Here is a 16,278-nt window from a genome sequence, read left to right on the forward strand (position 1 = left end):
GCCCGGCAAGCTCACGCTCCCGGGCACGTTATACTGCGAAATGCGGTGATTAACTTACTTGTCGAACAGGTAGTGGTTTACCAGCCCTTCCAGCAGCTCCTGATGGCCACTCTGGTGCTGTGGTGCCAGCTGATGCTGTTCGGCATATTTTGCCAGCTCCTGCAGGGACATCTGGCCTTTCAGGATCTGTTGACCCAGCTCGCCGTTCCAGCCCGCATAGCGTTTCGCCACACGTTTATCCAGTTCACCGCCTTCAATCATACGGGCAGCGACTTTCAACGACAGTGCCATGGTATCCATTGCGCTGATGTGGCCGTAGAACAGGTCATACTTATCGGTGCTCTGGCGACGAACCTTCGCATCGAAGTTCAGGCCACCTGTTGTGAAGCCGCCCGCTTTCAGAATTTCATACATCACCAGCGAGTTTTCTTCCACGCTATTCGGGAACTGGTCGGTATCCCAGCCCAGCTGCGGGTCACCGCGGTTGGCATCCACGGAGCCAAACAGGCCCAGCGCAATCGCCGTCGCAATTTCGTGATGGAACGAGTGGCCAGCCAGCGTCGCATGGTTTGCTTCGATGTTGAGCTTAATTTCTTTTTCCAGACCGAACTGCTTCAGGAAGCCGTAAACGGTGGAAGCATCGTAGTCGTACTGGTGTTTAGTCGGTTCCTGAGGTTTCGGCTCAATCAGCAGCGTACCCTGGAAACCAATTTTGTGTTTGTGCTCAACCACCATCTGCATGAAGCGGCCAATCTGCTCGCGTTCCTGGCGCAGATCGGTATTCAGCAGCGTTTCGTAACCTTCACGACCGCCCCACAGGACGTAGTTTTCACCACCCAGCTTATGGGTAGCATTCATCGCGGTGAATACCTGAGTCGCAGCCCAGCTAAAGACTTCTGGATCTGGGTTCGTTGCCGCACCTGCGCCATAGCGTGGGTTAGTGAAGCAGTTTGCGGTACCCCACAGCAGCTTCACGCCGCTCTGCTGCTGTTTCTCTGCCAGCACATCCACCATCTGCGCAAAGTTGTTCAGGTACTCTTTCAGGTTCGCGCCTTCCGGAGAAACGTCCACATCGTGGAAGCAGTAGTAAGGCACATTCAGTTTGTGGAAGAATTCAAATGCCACGTCAGCTTTACGTTTCGCACGCTCAATCGCTTCACCAGGCTGCTGCCATGGGCGGTCAAATGAGCCAACGCCAAACATATCTGCACCGTTCCAGCAGAAGGTATGCCAGTAGCAAGCAGCAAAGCGAAGGTGGTCTTCCATACGTTTGCCCAGCACTAACTCGTCCGGGTTGTAGTGGCGGAAAGCCAGCGGGTTCTCAGTTTTTGGGCCTTCAAAACGAACGCGATCCAGTTGGTCGAAATAAGCTTGCATAATGAACTCCATAATCTGACAGGCGGCGAGGAATAATTCGTTTTGTAATACTGAATTCTGATTTGCACTAGCTCAATTACGTTATTTCACACTGCTATTAAGAGAATCCACAAATGTGCGCTGGCTCGCAAAATAAATAGGAATCTGCCTCGCTTTATGTGAGTAAATTTTGCATACGGTGATTTTAAAATCAGATCACGGTCAAAATTTGACAATTAAACGAAATATCGTAATAGGAAGATAAAAATCTGTAATTGCCAGCCAGAATTTACATGTTAAAAATTTGCTGCGTGTTAAGTCATCTCCGTTTCTTTTATCGCCAATCTCATCACCTATCCCTACAGAAGGCATTACGATTATGAAGATAAAGAACCTTTGCCTCACACTCTGCGCATCGCTACTTCTCACCAGCATGGTGAGTAGTGCCAAAGAAGTAAAAATCGGTATGGCTATTGACGACCTGCGCCTTGAGCGCTGGCAAAAAGACCGCGACATCTTCGTGAATAAGGCTGAACAGCTGGGGGCACAGGTTTTTGTGCAATCTGCTAACGGCAATGAAGAGACACAAATGTCGCAGATCGAGAATATGATCAACCGCGGTGTAGATGTCCTTGTCATTATTCCTTATAACGGGCAAGTACTTAGCAACGTAATTAAAGAAGCGAAACAAGAAGGCATTAAAGTATTAGCTTACGACCGCATGATCAATAATGCGGATATTGATTTTTATATTTCCTTCGACAACGAAAAAGTCGGTGAAATGCAGGCACAAAGTCTGGTTAATCAGGTACCTCAGGGTAATTATTTCCTGATGGGTGGTTCACCGGTTGATAATAATGCCAAACTTTTCCGCGCCGGACAGATGAAAGTATTAAAGCCTTATATTGATGATGGCAAAATTAAAGTTGTCGGCGATCAATGGGTTGACGGTTGGTTGCCGGAAAATGCGCTGAAAATTATGGAGAACGCCCTCACCGCCAACAATAACAAAATCGATGCAGTTGTGGCGTCAAACGATGCCACCGCAAGCGGTGCTATTCAGGCGCTCAGCGCTCAGGGTCTGGCTGGCAAAGTAGCTATCTCTGGTCAGGATGCCGATCTGGCAGGGGTGAAACGTATTATCAACGGCACGCAAACCATGACCGTGTATAAACCGATCACCTTACTGGCCAACAGCGCAGCAGAAATCGCCGTTGAGCTCGGTAACGGCAAGCAGCCAAAAGCCGATGCCACGTTGAATAATGGTCTGAAGGATGTACCGTCCCGCCTGCTCACCCCAATTGAAGTCAATAAAACCAATATTGACGACACCGTTGTAAAAGATGGTTTCCATAAGAAGAGCGAACTCTAAATGGCCCGCCCCAGCCTCGCGCTGGGGCAGCCAGGCTTACGCGGAGCACAAGCACTTATGCCCTATTTACTCGAAATGAAAAGCATCACCAAGACCTTCGGGGTGGTGAAGGCGATTGATAATGTCAGCCTGCGATTAAACCCTGGCGAAGTGATTTCCCTGTGCGGCGAAAACGGCTCAGGAAAATCTACGTTAATGAAGGTGCTATGCGGTATTTACCCCCATGGCAGCTACGAGGGTGAAATTGTTTTTGCTGGCGAGACGCTACAGCCCACGCATATTCGCGATACCGAGCGCAAAGGCATTGCCATTATTCACCAGGAACTGGCACTGGTTAAGCATCTGACCGTGCTGGAAAATATTTTTCTCGGCACTGAGGTTAGCCGCCACGGCGTATTGGATTACGACACCATGACGCTGCGCTGCGAAAAACTGCTGGCGCAGGTGAACCTCGCGATTTCACCCGATACGCGAGTGGGTGATTTAGGCCTGGGGCAGCAGCAGTTGGTTGAAATTGCCAAGGCGCTGAACAAGCAGGTACGGCTGCTTATTCTGGACGAACCCACCGCCTCGCTCACGGAACAAGAGACTGCCGTGCTGCTGGGGATCATTCGCGATCTGCAAAATCATGGCATCGCCTGTATTTATATCTCCCACAAACTCAACGAAGTGAAAGCGATCTCTGACACCATCTGCGTGATCCGCGATGGCCAGCATATCGGTACCCGTGATGCGACCAGCATGACCGAAGACGACATTATCACCATGATGGTTGGGCGCGAGCTCACCGCGCTCTATCCGAGCGAGCCACATACGGCTGGCGATGAAATTCTGCGCGTGGAGCACCTTACCGCCTGGCATCCCGTGAACCGGCATATTAAGCGCGTGAACGACATCTCCTTTAGCCTTAAACGCGGGGAGATTCTGGGCATCGCTGGCCTGGTGGGGGCCGGGCGCACCGAGGCCGTCCAGTGCCTGTTTGGCGTTTGGCGCGGGCGCTGGGAAGGCAACGTCTTTATTGATGGCAAGCAAGTGGACATCCGTAACTGCCAGCAGGCCATCGGCCACGGCATTGCGATGGTGCCGGAAGATCGCAAAAAAGACGGCATCGTGCCGGTGATGGCGGTTGGAAAAAATATCACGCTTGCCGCACTCAACGACTTCAGCGGCGCACTGAGCAGCCTGGATGATGCCAAAGAGCAGCAGTGCATTTTACAGTCTATCCAGCGGCTGAAAGTAAAAACCTCATCACCGGATCTCGCCATCGGTCGGCTCAGCGGCGGGAACCAGCAAAAAGCCATCCTGGCACGCTGCCTGCTGCTTAATCCGCGCATTCTCATTCTTGATGAACCGACGCGCGGTATCGATATCGGCGCAAAGTACGAAATCTACAAGCTGATTAATCAACTGGTGCAGCAAGGCATTGCCGTCATCGTTATCTCCTCCGAACTGCCGGAAGTACTGGGTCTGAGCGACCGGGTGCTGGTCATGCACGAGGGGAAATTAAAAGCCAACCTGGTCAATAACGGTCTGACTCAGGAACAAGTGATGGAAGCCGCCTTAAGGAGTGAACGTCATGTCGAAAAACAACCCGTCTGAAATCAAGCTGGCGGCCCCTGCATCCGCTCCTGCGCTGCGGCTCAAATCGCTCAACCTCCAGGTCTTCGTCATGATCGCGGCCATTGTGGTGATTATGCTGTTCTTTACCTGGACCACCGACGGCGCCTACCTCAGCGCACGTAACGTCTCCAACCTGCTGCGCCAGACTGCCATCACCGGCATTCTCGCCGTCGGTATGGTATTCGTGATTATCTCTGCTGAAATCGACCTTTCTGTCGGCTCAATGATGGGCCTGCTGGGCGGCGCCGCCGCTATTTTTGATGTCTGGCTCGGCTGGCCGCTGCCGCTGACCATCATCGTCACGCTGGCGATGGGGCTGGTGCTGGGAGCCTGGAACGGATGGTGGGTCGCCTATCGGAAAGTGCCATCGTTTATCGTGACGCTCGCCGGGATGCTCGCCTTCCGCGGCATTCTGATTGGGATAACCAACGGTACGACCGTCTCACCGACCAGCGCGGCGATGTCGCAAATTGGTCAAAGCTACCTGCCGAACGGTATTGGCTTCACCTTTGGCGCTATTGGGCTGATGGCGTTTATTGCCTGGCAGTGGCGCGGGCGCATGCGGCGTCAGTCGCTGGGACTGGGCACTCCGGCATCCAGCGGCGTGGTGGGCCGTCAGGCGTTAACGGCGGTTATCGTACTGGGCGCTATCTGGCTGCTCAACGATTATCGTGGCGTGCCAACGCCGGTTCTGCTGCTCACGCTGCTGCTGTTGGCGGGAATGTTTATGGCTACGCGCACCGCTTTTGGCCGACGCATATACGCTATCGGCGGCAATATCGAAGCCGCGAGGCTTTCCGGTATTAACGTCGAGCGTAATAAGCTGGCTGTATTTGCTATCAACGGCCTGATGGTCGCCATTGCCGGGCTTATTCTTAGCTCACGTCTAGGGGCGGGTTCACCATCTGCCGGGAACATTGCCGAACTGGATGCCATTGCCGCCTGCGTAATCGGCGGCACCAGCCTCGCGGGCGGTGTCGGTAGCGTTGCCGGCGCGGTGATGGGAGCATTTATTATGGCCTCGCTCGACAACGGAATGAGTATGATGGACGTTCCCACTTTCTGGCAATATATCGTCAAAGGTGCAATTTTATTACTCGCCGTCTGGATGGACTCCGCCACCAAACGGCGCGCTTAATCGTCCAGCCGTGGTGTTGCCGTCTCTCATGACGGCAACACCCATCATGATTCACGAGGAACCCTGAACCATGTTTGGAAAACGTCACCGCGTGACGCTGTTATTCAATGCCAATAAAGCTTTTGACCGACAGGTGGTTGAAGGCGTAGGCGAATACTTACAGGCGTCACAATCCGAGTGGGATATCTTCATAGAGGAAGATTTCCGCGCGCGTATCGAAAACATTAAAGAGTGGCTGGGTGACGGCGTCATTGCCGATTACGACGACCCAACCATCGAAGCCCTGCTCACCGATGTCAACGTGCCGATTGTGGGCGTCGGCGGTTCCTATCATCGCCAGGAGCAGTACCCTCCCGTTCACTATATTGCGACCGATAACTACGCGCTGGTTGAAAGCGCTTTTTTACATTTGAAAGAGAAAGGGGTGCATCGCTTCGCGTTTTACGGGCTCCCTTCAGCTAGCGGTAAGCGCTGGGCCGAAGAGCGAGAATACGCGTTTAGCCAGATTGTAGCCAAAGAGAAGTATCGCGGCGTCATTTACCAGGGCCAGGAAACCGCACCGGAAAACTGGCAACATGCGCAAAATCGACTGGCCGACTGGCTACAAACGCTGCCACCGCAAACCGGCATCATCGCCGTCACCGACGCACGAGCCCGTCATATTTTGCAGGCCTGCGAGCATCTGCATATCCCCGTACCGGAAAAACTGTGCGTCATTGGCATCGATAACGAAGAGCTGACCCGCTATCTCTCACGCGTCGCGCTCTCATCGGTTGCACAAGGCGCGCGACAGATGGGGTATCAGGCGGCAAAACTGATGCAGCGCTTGCTAGACAACGAGGTATTGCCGCTTCAGCGCGTGCTGGTGCCGCCGATGCGCGTGATGGAACGACGCTCTACTGATTACCGCTCCTTGAACGACCCGGCCGTCATTCAGGCCATGCACTATATCCGCAACAACGCCTGTAAAGGTATCAAGGTGGAACAGGTGCTGGACTCTGTAGGCATTTCACGCTCTAACCTTGAGAAACGCTTTAAGGAAGAGGTAGGGGAAACGATTCACGCGGTCATCCACAGCGAAAAACTTGAGAAGGCACGCAGTCTGCTGGTGTCGACTTCACTGTCGATTAACGAAATCTCGCAGATGTGCGGGTACCCCTCGCTGCAATATTTCTACTCGGTGTTTAAGAAAGAGTACGACACCACGCCGAAAGAGTATCGTGAACAGCATAGCGAGCTGTTGATTCAGACCTGATCCCTTTACTGGCGACGGAATAAAAAAAGGCCTTCCATTGGAAGGCCTTTTTAACTGTAGCGTTGATTACATGTGTGCGGCGATCAGGCGCTGGTTGTCCTGGTACATCGCGAACAGGTAGTCGTTGTAGCTTGAACCCTTGGTCGAATAACCTTTCAGCTTATGGATCATCGCCGTTGCGGTGAGTTCCTGATCCGACTTACGCATCTGAGCGCGAGATTTACGGAACGAGGCATAAGCCGGGTGCGTATTCAGGTTAGCTGCGTAGGCCTGAACGGACTCCTTTACGGAATCAAACTTGGTGTAGCCGTTCACTGAACCTGCACCATTTTTACAGCCCTTACCGCATTTCATGCCGAACAGGTTGTTATTGGCGCGCGCCAGCTTAGAGGTACCCCAGCCGCTCTCTGCAGCAGCCATCGTAGCGACCATACTGCCTGGAATAATATCGACACGCTCAAGCAGCGAATTCCACGGCACCTTGCGGGTATTACCGTTCCAGCTGACTTTGTAGCGGGCAGCGATATCTTTCAAGCGCGCACGTTCAGACGGCGACCAACGGCCTTCGTACTGCTTAGAAACCAGCCAGTTACGATCCGCCGTAATAGCAGCATTCTGGCTTGTGATATAAGGCATTACCGTCCGGAGAAACGCTCTTTTCCTTGGGGTTCCGGAAGGGTATTTTCGCAAATCAGGAAGTGAACTGCTCTTTACACTATTGCGAGAATACTCTTGTTTACTGCTTGCCTTACTATAACTTGCCTTTGTTACTTTTGGTGCCGTCGCCTTCGTATGCTTTGTTACCGAGGCTTTCGGATGCTTCGTTACCGTGTGTGTTGTTGCAAACACCCCACCTGAAAATGTACAGATGAGTAACATAAGTATCGCGGCCCCATATCGTCGAATGGGAGTCGATATCATTAGGTCTCCTGGTCGGATTTAATCATTCCAACGCCTTATTATTTCAAAAAATTGAGAGCTGAATCTCAAATTATACCAAAAATACCCCGCCAACGCACGTTCAGGAAATAGTCCGATTCCGAAACGACGCGTGGACGCGATTCAGCATAGGACAAATTGCGCAGGCAAAATGTCATCCACCTCTCATTTTAGTTCATTTTTTGACCGCCATCACTCAGCCCTTTATCTCCTCCTTTCGCCAGGAGGAGTACAGCACGATAAACGGCTGGCAAACTTGGTAAAACCCGATGGCACAAGGATCCTGGAATGAAATTCGCTGCCCTGATACCGCTACTGATTCCCACTTTCGCCGGTGCTGCAAACTGGTCCACCGAGGGCTTTCCTACTTTTGCAGCGGACGGCACGGGGAAATTCAGTAGCCAAAAAACGCTCACGAAGGGTACCCGACCGTTAAGATTGAATTTTGACCAACAGTGCTGGCAGCCCACATCTGGGATTCGTCTTAACCAAATGCTCTCTCTGGAACCCTGCCAGGGGGATGCGCCACAGTGGCGTCTTTTCCGCGATGGCAACTACACGCTGGAGGTCGATACCCGCTCCGGCACGCCTACGCTCACTATCGCCGTACAAAGTGAGACACAGAGCACCGCAGAACAGGTCAACGTACGCCAGTGCCCGCGCTGGGACGGCAAACCGCTGACGCTGGATGTCGGCAAAACCTTCCCGGAAGGCAGCCTCGTTCGCGACTTTTATAGCGGCCAGACGGCGACGGTAAAGCAGGGAAAAATCACGCTACGCCCGGACGAAAACAGCAATGGATTATTACTGCTTGAACGCGCTGACGTCGCTACCGCCGCGCCGTTTAGCTGGCATAACGCCACGGTTTATTTTGTGCTGACCGACCGCTACGTAAATGGAGATCCTAGCAACGACAATAGCTACGGGCGACACAAAGACGGCATGGAGGAAATCGGCACCTTCCACGGCGGCGACCTCAAAGGCTTAACCAGCAAGCTCGACTACCTGAAGAGTCTGGGCGTTAACGCACTGTGGATTAGCTCCCCACTTGAGCAAATCCACGGTTGGGTAGGTGGCGGCACAAAAGGCGATTTCCCGCACTATGCTTATCACGGTTATTACACCCAGGACTGGACGCGACTGGATGCCAATATGGGCAACGAAGAGGATCTGCGCGCGCTGGTTGATAGCGCACACCAGCGAGGCATCCGCATCCTGTTTGACGTCGTGATGAACCACACCGGCTACGCGACTCTGGCCGACATGCAGCAGTTCCAGTTTGGTGCGCTCTACCTCAAAGGTGATGAAATCACCAAAACGCTCGGGGATCACTGGACAAACTGGAAGCCCGGCCCGGGCCAGACCTGGCACAGCTTTAACGATTACATCAACTTCAGCGATAAAGCCGCATGGGAAAAATGGTGGGGCAAAGCGTGGATCCGCACAGATATTGGCGACTACGACAATCCCGGCTTTGACGATTTGACAATGTCGCTGGCGTTTTTGCCGGATCTGAAAACCGAATCCACCACGCCAAGCGGGTTGCCGAATTTCTACCGTAACAAGCCCGATACCCACGCAAAAGCTATCGATGGCTTCACCCCACGCGACTACCTCACCCACTGGCTTAGCCAATGGGTACGCGACTATGGTATTGACGGCTTCCGCGTTGATACGGCGAAACACGTTGAGATGGCGGCATGGCAGCAGCTTAAAACACAATCGGTCGCCGCATTGGCCGAGTGGAAAAAAGCCAACCCGCAGAAAGCGCTCGACGACGCGCCGTTCTGGATGACCGGCGAAGCCTGGGGACACGGGGTGATGGAGAGCGATTACTACCGCCACGGCTTTGACGCCATGATCAATTTCGATTACCAGGACCAGGCGGCGAAAGCGACCGACTGTCTCTCCAGTATCGATATGACCTGGCAACAAATGGCCGACAAACTCCAACGCTTCAACGTGCTGAGCTACCTCTCCTCTCACGATACCCGCCTGTTCCGGGAGAAAGGCAATAACGCCGCCGAACTTCTGCTACTGGCTCCCGGCGCGGTGCAGATTTTCTACGGCGATGAGTCCAGTCGTCCATTCGGCCCTACCGGTTCAGATCCGCTACAGGGCACGCGCTCGCAGATGAACTGGCAGGATGTCACCGGTAAATCCGCAGCCGAGGTTAAACATTGGCAGACGCTGGGCCAGTTCCGCGCGCGCCACCCTGCCATCGGTGCCGGTAAACAAACCACGCTCACGCTCGACCAGGGCTACGGTTTTATCCGCGAAACGGACCACGATAAAGTGATGGTCGTGTGGGCCGGCAAACCATAATTTTTTCTTATCATGGCCCGCATCAGCCATACGGGCCTCTTTAGAATAAAAGACTATTAAAATACAAATACATCGATTTATTCTCTAAAACCCGTTCATCAAGCGCATTTGCACCCCATCGTCAGTGGCGTTATCGTTACCCACATCACAGAACAAGCAATAGAAATTCAGCTATGACATTTTCACTTTTTGGCGACAAGTTCACCCGCCATTCAGGCATTACCCGCCTGATGGAAGACCTCAACGACGGTTTACGCACCCCAGGGGCTATCATGCTAGGCGGCGGTAACCCGGCGCAGATCCCTGAGATGAACGCCTACTTCAATAACCTGCTGGCGGAGATGCTGGAAAGCGGCAAAGTCTCTGAAGCGCTGTGCAATTACGATGGTCCTCAGGGCAAGAATGAACTGCTTACCGCCCTGGCCGATATGCTGCGTAATGAATTAGGTTGGGATATTGGCCCACAGAATATTGCACTAACAAATGGCAGCCAAAGCGCGTTTTTCTACTTGTTCAATCTGTTCGCAGGTCGATGCGCGGATGGTTCTACCCGCAAGGTTTTGTTTCCGCTGACTCCCGAATACATCGGCTACGCGGATTCCGGTCTGGAAGACGATCTGTTCGTCTCAACCCGCCCGCATATTGAGCTGCTCCCGGAAGGGCAGTTTAAATATCACGTTGATTTCGATAATTTGCCGATTGGCAAAGACACCGGAATGATCTGCGTTTCGCGTCCAACAAACCCAACGGGTAACGTCATTACCGATGAAGAGCTCAAACAGCTCGACGCTCTGGCGAACCAACACGGGATACCGTTGGTTATCGACAATGCCTATGGCGTGCCGTTCCCGGGCATTATCTTCAGCGAAGCAACTCCGCTGTGGAACCCGAATACCGTGCTGTGCATGAGCCTGTCTAAGCTCGGCCTGCCGGGTAGCCGTTGCGGTATCATCATCGCCGACGAGAAAATCATCACCGCCATCAGCAACATGAACGGCATTATCAGCCTGGCGCCGGGTGGTATTGGGCCAGCTATCATGTGTGAAATGATTAAACGACACGATCTGTTGCGCCTGTCAGAAACGGTGATTAAGCCTTTCTACTATCAGCGCGTGCAGGAAACCATCGCCACTATCCGCCGCTATTTACCGGAAGACCGCTGTCTTATCCATAAACCCGAGGGCGCGATTTTTCTGTGGCTATGGTTCAAAGACCTGCCGATTACCACCGAACTGCTCTACCAGCGCCTGAAAAAACGCGGCGTCCTGATGGTACCTGGTGATTTCTTCTTCCCAGGGCTGGATAAACCCTGGGACCATACTCACCAGTGCATGCGCATGAACTATGTACCGGATCCAGAAAAGATCGAAGCGGGCGTTAAAATCCTCGCCGAAGAGATAGAATTAGCCTGGAAAGAAAACCAGTAATATACGATATATCAGCCTCTGAAAATCAGAGGCTGATATTTTTCTGTGATCTTGATAGTTATTTAAAGAATAAAAACCAGAAAACCACCCTCTTTAATTCACTCGGATTACTCTCAATTTCCCACCGCCATTTAATTAACGCTTAACAGTAAAACCTATTATTCACCGCCGCTTAATATGTTAAATTCAAAGTAAGAACATGTTTCATAAGAGCATATTAATTTACATAGCAGACTTTGTTTACGCTTAAGTTAAATCGGACTTTTCCATACTTTCGTATGAAAAGAAACGCCCCATGCAAGGCTTAATTTCCGCCATACACTGACTAATACGCACTCGGCGTTTTTAACTGGTGGAGATAAGATCATGGCCTCTAAAAAAATTAGCCAATTAAGCATAATTGCTATGGCGGTGCTTCTTGCATTCTCACTCTCTGCCTGTAGCGGAAGCGGCGGGGGTTCTCACTCAACGGCCAAAAACGGTACCACGACGGGTAGTGGTTCTGGCGGCGGCGACGGCTCCGGTGGCGGCGATGGTAGCGGCGGCGGTGATGGTAGCGGCAACGGAAATGGCTCTGGTAGTGGTCAAACGGCGGGCAGCAGCATTCTGGGTGAAACCGGGAAAGCGGTGTCCGGCGTAGGCGATACGTTGAGCGGTCTGGGCAGTCAACTGACTAGCACGGCAGGTAACAACCCGGTCACGTCAACCATTTCAACCACCGTCAGCGGTGTAGGTAACGCGGTTGATACTTTAGGGACGGGCGTCACCAACGGTGTAGGCAACTCATCAAACGCTAACGGCGTGGGGACAACGCTGCAGGGCACCACCAGTACCGTTACTGTACTGGGGAACACGGTATCCGGCGTGGGTAATAATCTCTCTACCAGCACCTCAGGTACCCCAGTCGCGGGCGTGACCGGCCTTGTTGGCAACGTGGTGAATAGCGCAGGTCAGATTGTCAGCAGCACAGGTACTGGCTTAACCAGCACCTTGCAAAGCCCAGGCGCGGTAGCCGCCACAACGGGCGTCACCTCTGTCGTTAATAACACGCTGTCTGGTGTCCAGGGTGTCACCCAGGGCGTCGGGACAACGACCGGTTTAGGTACGCCGGTTAACGGTCTGCTCACCCAGGTGGGCACCACCGTGAGCGGAGTTGGTAACAACATCAGCACCACCACACCGGTGCTTGGCGGCGTCGGACAGGTCGTCAGTAGCGTCGGGAATATCGTGACTGATACCGGTGGCTTAGTGAAACCTACCGGCACCCAGACCAGCAGCGGCGGCCTGCTGGCAAGCGCTTCACTGGGCGGTACGGTCAGTTCATTAACGAATACACTCAACGTTAGCACCTCTGCTAACGCCAGCGCCAGCAGCAGTTCTTCAACTACCACGACGACCAGTAATCCTTTAGGTGGTCTGCTCGGCGGGTTAACGTTAAAAAAATAAGCTATATATTTATTAATGCTTTCCGTGCCCCCGCAATGGGGGCACGTTTTTCAGCAGAATAACAATAATCATCCTTGCACAATAAAATACACAAGGAACGCGTCATGAAAACGACCCTGGCTTATGCGCTATCGGGGGTTGTTCTGCTTAATATAGCCAGAGCAGATACATTACCCGCATTGATTGACCCCAATAACCCGGCCAAAGCGGAACATAACAGTACGCCTCAAGCCCTTCCTGCTGCAGCACCAAGTTTAACCGTAAGCGTTCCCAAAAATAAATTAACGCCAGAAACACTTATTAAAGTCGATCATATTCAGTTTATTGGCGGCACCGTATATCCATTAAAAGAGTTATTGCAGCCTTTTGTTCCCTACGCGCACAAACAGGTCCCGTTAAAAACGCTGGTCGGGCTCATTAATAATATTACGCTGCGCTACCGCGCCGACGGCTATCCGCTATCCTACGCCTGGCTTCCCGATGACAACTTTCATGACGGCACGATCAAAATCGTCCTGGTGGAGGGCTATGTTGCACACAGCGACATTCAAACGAACAACCCGAATCTGGCTGAGCGTTTAAAGCGACTGGCCGCCAAAATCATGGCCGAAAAGCCGCTGACGCAGGCTACCTTCGACCGCTATACCCAATTAATGACCCGAACTCCCGGCGTCACCGTCGATGCCAGCGCACAGCTACCGCAGAACATCTATGGCGCCGCGGCCATGCAGGCCAAAAGTATCCAGCCGCATATCTGGGATATTTCATCGACCATTGATACTCGTCGTAGCCAGAACATGGCGTTCGTTACCGGGTCGCTGAGTAACTTGACCAGCTATGGCGATCAGCTCGGGCTGGCGACATTGATTCCACTCGATAGCTCAACGCGGAAATCCTACTTAGGGCTTAACTATCAACAGTTCCTGACCGACGACGGGCTGATGATGCAGCTCAAAGGTAGCTACTACCGCGACAACCCACGGGACTATACGCCATTACAGTACTACTCGGGCGGCTACTTAGATTCCCGACAGGAGACCACGCAATATAACGGCGGCGCGATGTTCAGCTATCCGATTATCTTAACCGGCAAGCAGCAGCTCAATGTCAACGGAGGTGTGGACTATACCGACCGACGTAACGACAACCACGTCCGCCAGGTTGAGAACACGCAAACAGTCGATAGCATCGACCTCAAAAGCCACGTTCGTTACCCGGCATTTGAATTTGGCATCAACGGTCTGCAGGCGTTTGACCGCGCCAGCATTAACGGCAAGCTGACGCTGCGCCAGGGCGTGGACATTTCATCCATGGCAGATGCAGCGCCTGCATTTGGCAACGATCTCTCTTTCACGCTGTGGAAAAGCAATATTGATGCGGCCTGGATGATCACCGACAAATGGCGGCTCTCCACCTCGATGGAAGGTGACTGGTCGGATAACGATTTGCCTGAACCCGAACGCGTCAGCTTCGGTGCCCAGCGCTTTGGGCGTGGCTATCAGGACGGAGAAGCCAGCGGTGACTACGGCTACGGCGGGCAAGTTGAGCTTCGCTACATACATCCGATCAAAGAGAACAGCTGGGTTGCCACCGTGCAGCCGTACGTGCTGACCGACACCGCCCAAACCTGGTTCAACGCGCCGGGGCTTCCACATCAGCGGCTTGCGTCTGTTGCTGCCGGGGTGATGCTTGCTGATAACAAACACTACAGCGTGACGGTCGAGGCCGCGCGCCCGGTCGGCGATGTGCCCACCGATAGCCACAACCGTGACTGGCGCTACAGCCTGACGTTCAGTTGGAACTTCAACAACCTACATTAACCCCGGCACCGGGCGCTGGCTGACGTCAACACAGGCCAGCGCTCCCGTCGGGCAAGCCGCCACGCAGGCAGGGCCGTCTTCACGGTGGCGGCATAAATCGCACTTTATCGCCTGAGGTCGTCGCGCCTGCACGCTGACGTTCATCGCCCCAAAAGGACACGCCAGCATACAGCTCTTACAGCCGATGCATCGCGCCTGTTCGACCGCCACCACGCCGTTTTCACGATGGATAGCGCCGGTAGGGCACACGTTACCGCACGGGGCATCTTCGCACTGATGGCAGGCCACCGCCGTGGAAAATGTCCCGCCCTTCACCACCCGAATGCGGGGAAGAAACGCCTCGCGCGAGACGCTAGCGCACGCCTGCTCATCCTGATGCGCCACCACGCAGGCCACTTCACAGGTTCGACAGCCAATGCACTTTAAGGAATCAGCGACAATAAACGGGTTCATTCCCCACTCCGTTGCGAGAGATAAACCCTAAGAGTGCCAGAGCGGCTGGGCGATATGCTTTGATCCGAGGTGGGGAATGGGCATTTTTTGATAAATGCCCAGGTCAATCTGTCCAGCTGCCAGAAGTCTTAGCTACGTACGCTAAATCCGAGCTCGTTGGAAATAGCCAGCGCGGTTTCACGCAGCGGCTTCAGGAGATTTTGCTCACCCACCTGCTTGAGTCGGGAGGTCGAAAGCGAAATCGAAATGGCGTACGGCACGCGGCCATGAATATCAAAAACGGGCACCGCCACGCACGATACGCCAAGCTCGTTTTCTTCACGATCCATCGCCATTTTGCACTCGCGAATTTGCGCCAGCTCGTCATACATCGCAGGAAGCCCGGTGATGGTATTGCAGGTCAACTGGCGAATCTCATCCTGATGATTTTCCCAATAATGCCGCACATAATCTTCCTGACCAAAAGCCATATAGAGCTTGCCCATTGCAGAACAATACAGCGGCATATGCTGACCAATATAGGCGCGAGTACGCAGCATGCCGGTTGTCGGCTCCAGTTTATAAATCAGGATCGCGTGATCGTCTTCGCGGCTGGAAAAGTTGACCGTTTCTCCGGTCGCGAGATTCAGCGTTTCCAGATGCGGCGCAGCGACATGGATGATATTGAGGGACGACAGCGCCTTTTGCCCCACCGAGATAAACTTGGTGGTCAACCGATAGCTTCCCGCCGCCGGGGCCGGTGTGACATAGCCACAGGACTGAAGCCCCTGTAACAACCGGTGCACGGTGCTTTTATTGAGCCCCGCTAATTCAGATAGATGCGCCAACGGACATCCATTGGGATAGTTACTCAGGATTTCTATCAGCATCAACCCACGGAATAGGCTCTGGCTACCCGCAGGCTTCTCCTTATCCGACGCCACATCACTCGCTTTATTGCTCATGCTCCGCTCCTCGTCTCTGTCGCGACCTGATGGTAGCGCAAAGTGTGTTTCAGTTCACGATCTTGGCAGATAATTTGTAATCATTTGATTTTACAACATTTTAGAAATTATGAAACAGATTGCTTTGTTAAAAAACGATCGCTATATTTGAAATCAGATTTCGCAATGTGGAATATTGAGATT

The 16,278-nt window shown here is 53.1% G+C and carries 12 protein-coding genes; 8 read left to right on the plus strand and 4 right to left on the minus strand.

Going from position 1 to position 16,278, the window contains the following annotated elements; all coding sequences use genetic code 11:
* Positions 1 to 54: 54 nt before the first annotated feature.
* Positions 55 to 1,377, minus strand: coding sequence for a xylose isomerase (gene xylA / locus GKAS_RS07620; protein WP_035893121.1), 1,323 nt, complete (start codon positions 1,375 to 1,377; stop codon positions 55 to 57).
* 358 nt (positions 1,378 to 1,735) lie between these two features.
* On the opposite strand from xylA, the gene xylF reads away from it, so the two are divergent.
* The 4 genes from xylF (at position 1,736) to xylR (ending at position 6,741) form a co-directional block, all read left to right on the plus strand.
* Positions 1,736 to 2,728 (plus strand): D-xylose ABC transporter substrate-binding protein, encoded by a 993-nt coding sequence (gene xylF / locus GKAS_RS07625; RefSeq protein WP_035893123.1) that lies wholly within the window; start codon positions 1,736 to 1,738, stop codon positions 2,726 to 2,728.
* A gap of 57 nt (positions 2,729 to 2,785) precedes the next feature.
* Positions 2,786 to 4,327, plus strand: coding sequence for a xylose ABC transporter ATP-binding protein (locus GKAS_RS07630; RefSeq protein WP_035893150.1), 1,542 nt, complete (start codon positions 2,786 to 2,788; stop codon positions 4,325 to 4,327).
* A complete protein-coding gene (gene xylH, locus GKAS_RS07635) occupies positions 4,305 to 5,486 on the plus strand; it encodes a xylose ABC transporter permease XylH (RefSeq protein WP_035893125.1) in 1,182 nt (393 codons plus the stop codon). Before GKAS_RS07630 ends, xylH begins: the two co-directional genes overlap by 23 nt.
* 70 nt (positions 5,487 to 5,556) lie before the next feature.
* Positions 5,557 to 6,741 carry a D-xylose utilization transcriptional activator XylR gene (xylR, locus tag GKAS_RS07640; protein ID WP_035893126.1) on the plus strand — a complete coding sequence of 395 codons (1,185 nt, stop codon included), beginning with the start codon at positions 5,557 to 5,559 and terminating at the stop codon, positions 6,739 to 6,741.
* A 66-nt stretch (positions 6,742 to 6,807) separates the two neighbouring features.
* Here xylR and GKAS_RS07645 read toward each other — a convergent pair whose 3' ends face one another.
* Positions 6,808 to 7,662, minus strand: coding sequence for a protein bax (locus GKAS_RS07645; protein WP_035893127.1), 855 nt, complete (start codon positions 7,660 to 7,662; stop codon positions 6,808 to 6,810).
* Between the two features lie 306 nt (positions 7,663 to 7,968).
* Between GKAS_RS07645 and GKAS_RS07650 the strand changes: the two genes are divergently transcribed.
* The 4 genes from GKAS_RS07650 to GKAS_RS07665 all read left to right on the plus strand — a co-directional run bounded on the left by GKAS_RS07650 (position 7,969) and on the right by GKAS_RS07665 (position 14,698).
* Positions 7,969 to 10,005 carry an alpha-amylase gene (locus GKAS_RS07650; protein ID WP_035893128.1) on the plus strand — a complete coding sequence of 679 codons (2,037 nt, stop codon included), beginning with the start codon at positions 7,969 to 7,971 and terminating at the stop codon, positions 10,003 to 10,005.
* A 173-nt stretch (positions 10,006 to 10,178) separates the two neighbouring features.
* A complete protein-coding gene (avtA, locus tag GKAS_RS07655) occupies positions 10,179 to 11,432 on the plus strand; it encodes a valine--pyruvate transaminase (protein ID WP_035893129.1) in 1,254 nt (417 codons plus the stop codon).
* A gap of 366 nt (positions 11,433 to 11,798) precedes the next feature.
* Positions 11,799 to 12,878 (plus strand): collagen-like triple helix repeat-containing protein, encoded by a 1,080-nt coding sequence (locus GKAS_RS07660; RefSeq protein WP_246870726.1) that lies wholly within the window; start codon positions 11,799 to 11,801, stop codon positions 12,876 to 12,878.
* 104 nt (positions 12,879 to 12,982) lie between these two features.
* Positions 12,983 to 14,698, plus strand: a complete 1,716-nt coding sequence (locus GKAS_RS07665) for a ShlB/FhaC/HecB family hemolysin secretion/activation protein (protein ID WP_035893130.1) — start codon at positions 12,983 to 12,985, stop codon at positions 14,696 to 14,698.
* Here the strand turns inward: GKAS_RS07665 and GKAS_RS07670 are convergent.
* Together GKAS_RS07670 and GKAS_RS07675 are read right to left on the minus strand one after the other, a co-directional pair.
* Positions 14,690 to 15,151: a 4Fe-4S dicluster domain-containing protein gene (locus tag GKAS_RS07670; RefSeq protein WP_035893131.1), complete on the minus strand. Its 462-nt coding sequence runs from the start codon at positions 15,149 to 15,151 to the stop codon at positions 14,690 to 14,692. The genes GKAS_RS07665 and GKAS_RS07670 overlap by 9 nt on opposite strands.
* A gap of 128 nt (positions 15,152 to 15,279) precedes the next feature.
* Positions 15,280 to 16,095, minus strand: a complete 816-nt coding sequence (locus tag GKAS_RS07675) for an IclR family transcriptional regulator (protein WP_035893132.1) — start codon at positions 16,093 to 16,095, stop codon at positions 15,280 to 15,282.
* Positions 16,096 to 16,278: the final 183 nt, after the last annotated feature.

It is taken from the genome of Kluyvera ascorbata ATCC 33433 (assembly GCF_000735365.1).
Taxonomy (GTDB): Bacteria; Pseudomonadota; Gammaproteobacteria; order Enterobacterales; family Enterobacteriaceae; genus Kluyvera; species Kluyvera ascorbata.

Excerpts from the sequence above, each read along its gene's own strand:
- GKAS_RS07675 (WP_035893132.1), bottom strand. The coding sequence starts at position 16,095 with ATGAGCAATAAAGCGAGTGATGTGGCGTCGGATAAGGAGAAGCCTGCG.
- xylF (WP_035893123.1), top strand. The coding sequence starts at position 1,736 with ATGAAGATAAAGAACCTTTGCCTCACACTCTGCGCATCGCTACTTCTC.
- GKAS_RS07670 (WP_035893131.1), bottom strand. The coding sequence starts at position 15,151 with ATGAACCCGTTTATTGTCGCTGATTCCTTAAAGTGCATTGGCTGTCGA.
- GKAS_RS07650 (WP_035893128.1), top strand. The coding sequence starts at position 7,969 with ATGAAATTCGCTGCCCTGATACCGCTACTGATTCCCACTTTCGCCGGT.
- GKAS_RS07660 (WP_246870726.1), top strand. The coding sequence starts at position 11,799 with ATGGCCTCTAAAAAAATTAGCCAATTAAGCATAATTGCTATGGCGGTG.
- xylH (WP_035893125.1), top strand. The coding sequence starts at position 4,305 with ATGTCGAAAAACAACCCGTCTGAAATCAAGCTGGCGGCCCCTGCATCC.
- xylA (WP_035893121.1), bottom strand. The coding sequence starts at position 1,377 with ATGCAAGCTTATTTCGACCAACTGGATCGCGTTCGTTTTGAAGGCCCA.
- GKAS_RS07645 (WP_035893127.1), bottom strand. The coding sequence starts at position 7,662 with ATGATATCGACTCCCATTCGACGATATGGGGCCGCGATACTTATGTTA.
- xylR (WP_035893126.1), top strand. The coding sequence starts at position 5,557 with ATGTTTGGAAAACGTCACCGCGTGACGCTGTTATTCAATGCCAATAAA.
- avtA (WP_035893129.1), top strand. The coding sequence starts at position 10,179 with ATGACATTTTCACTTTTTGGCGACAAGTTCACCCGCCATTCAGGCATT.
- GKAS_RS07665 (WP_035893130.1), top strand. The coding sequence starts at position 12,983 with ATGAAAACGACCCTGGCTTATGCGCTATCGGGGGTTGTTCTGCTTAAT.
- GKAS_RS07630 (WP_035893150.1), top strand. The coding sequence starts at position 2,786 with ATGCCCTATTTACTCGAAATGAAAAGCATCACCAAGACCTTCGGGGTG.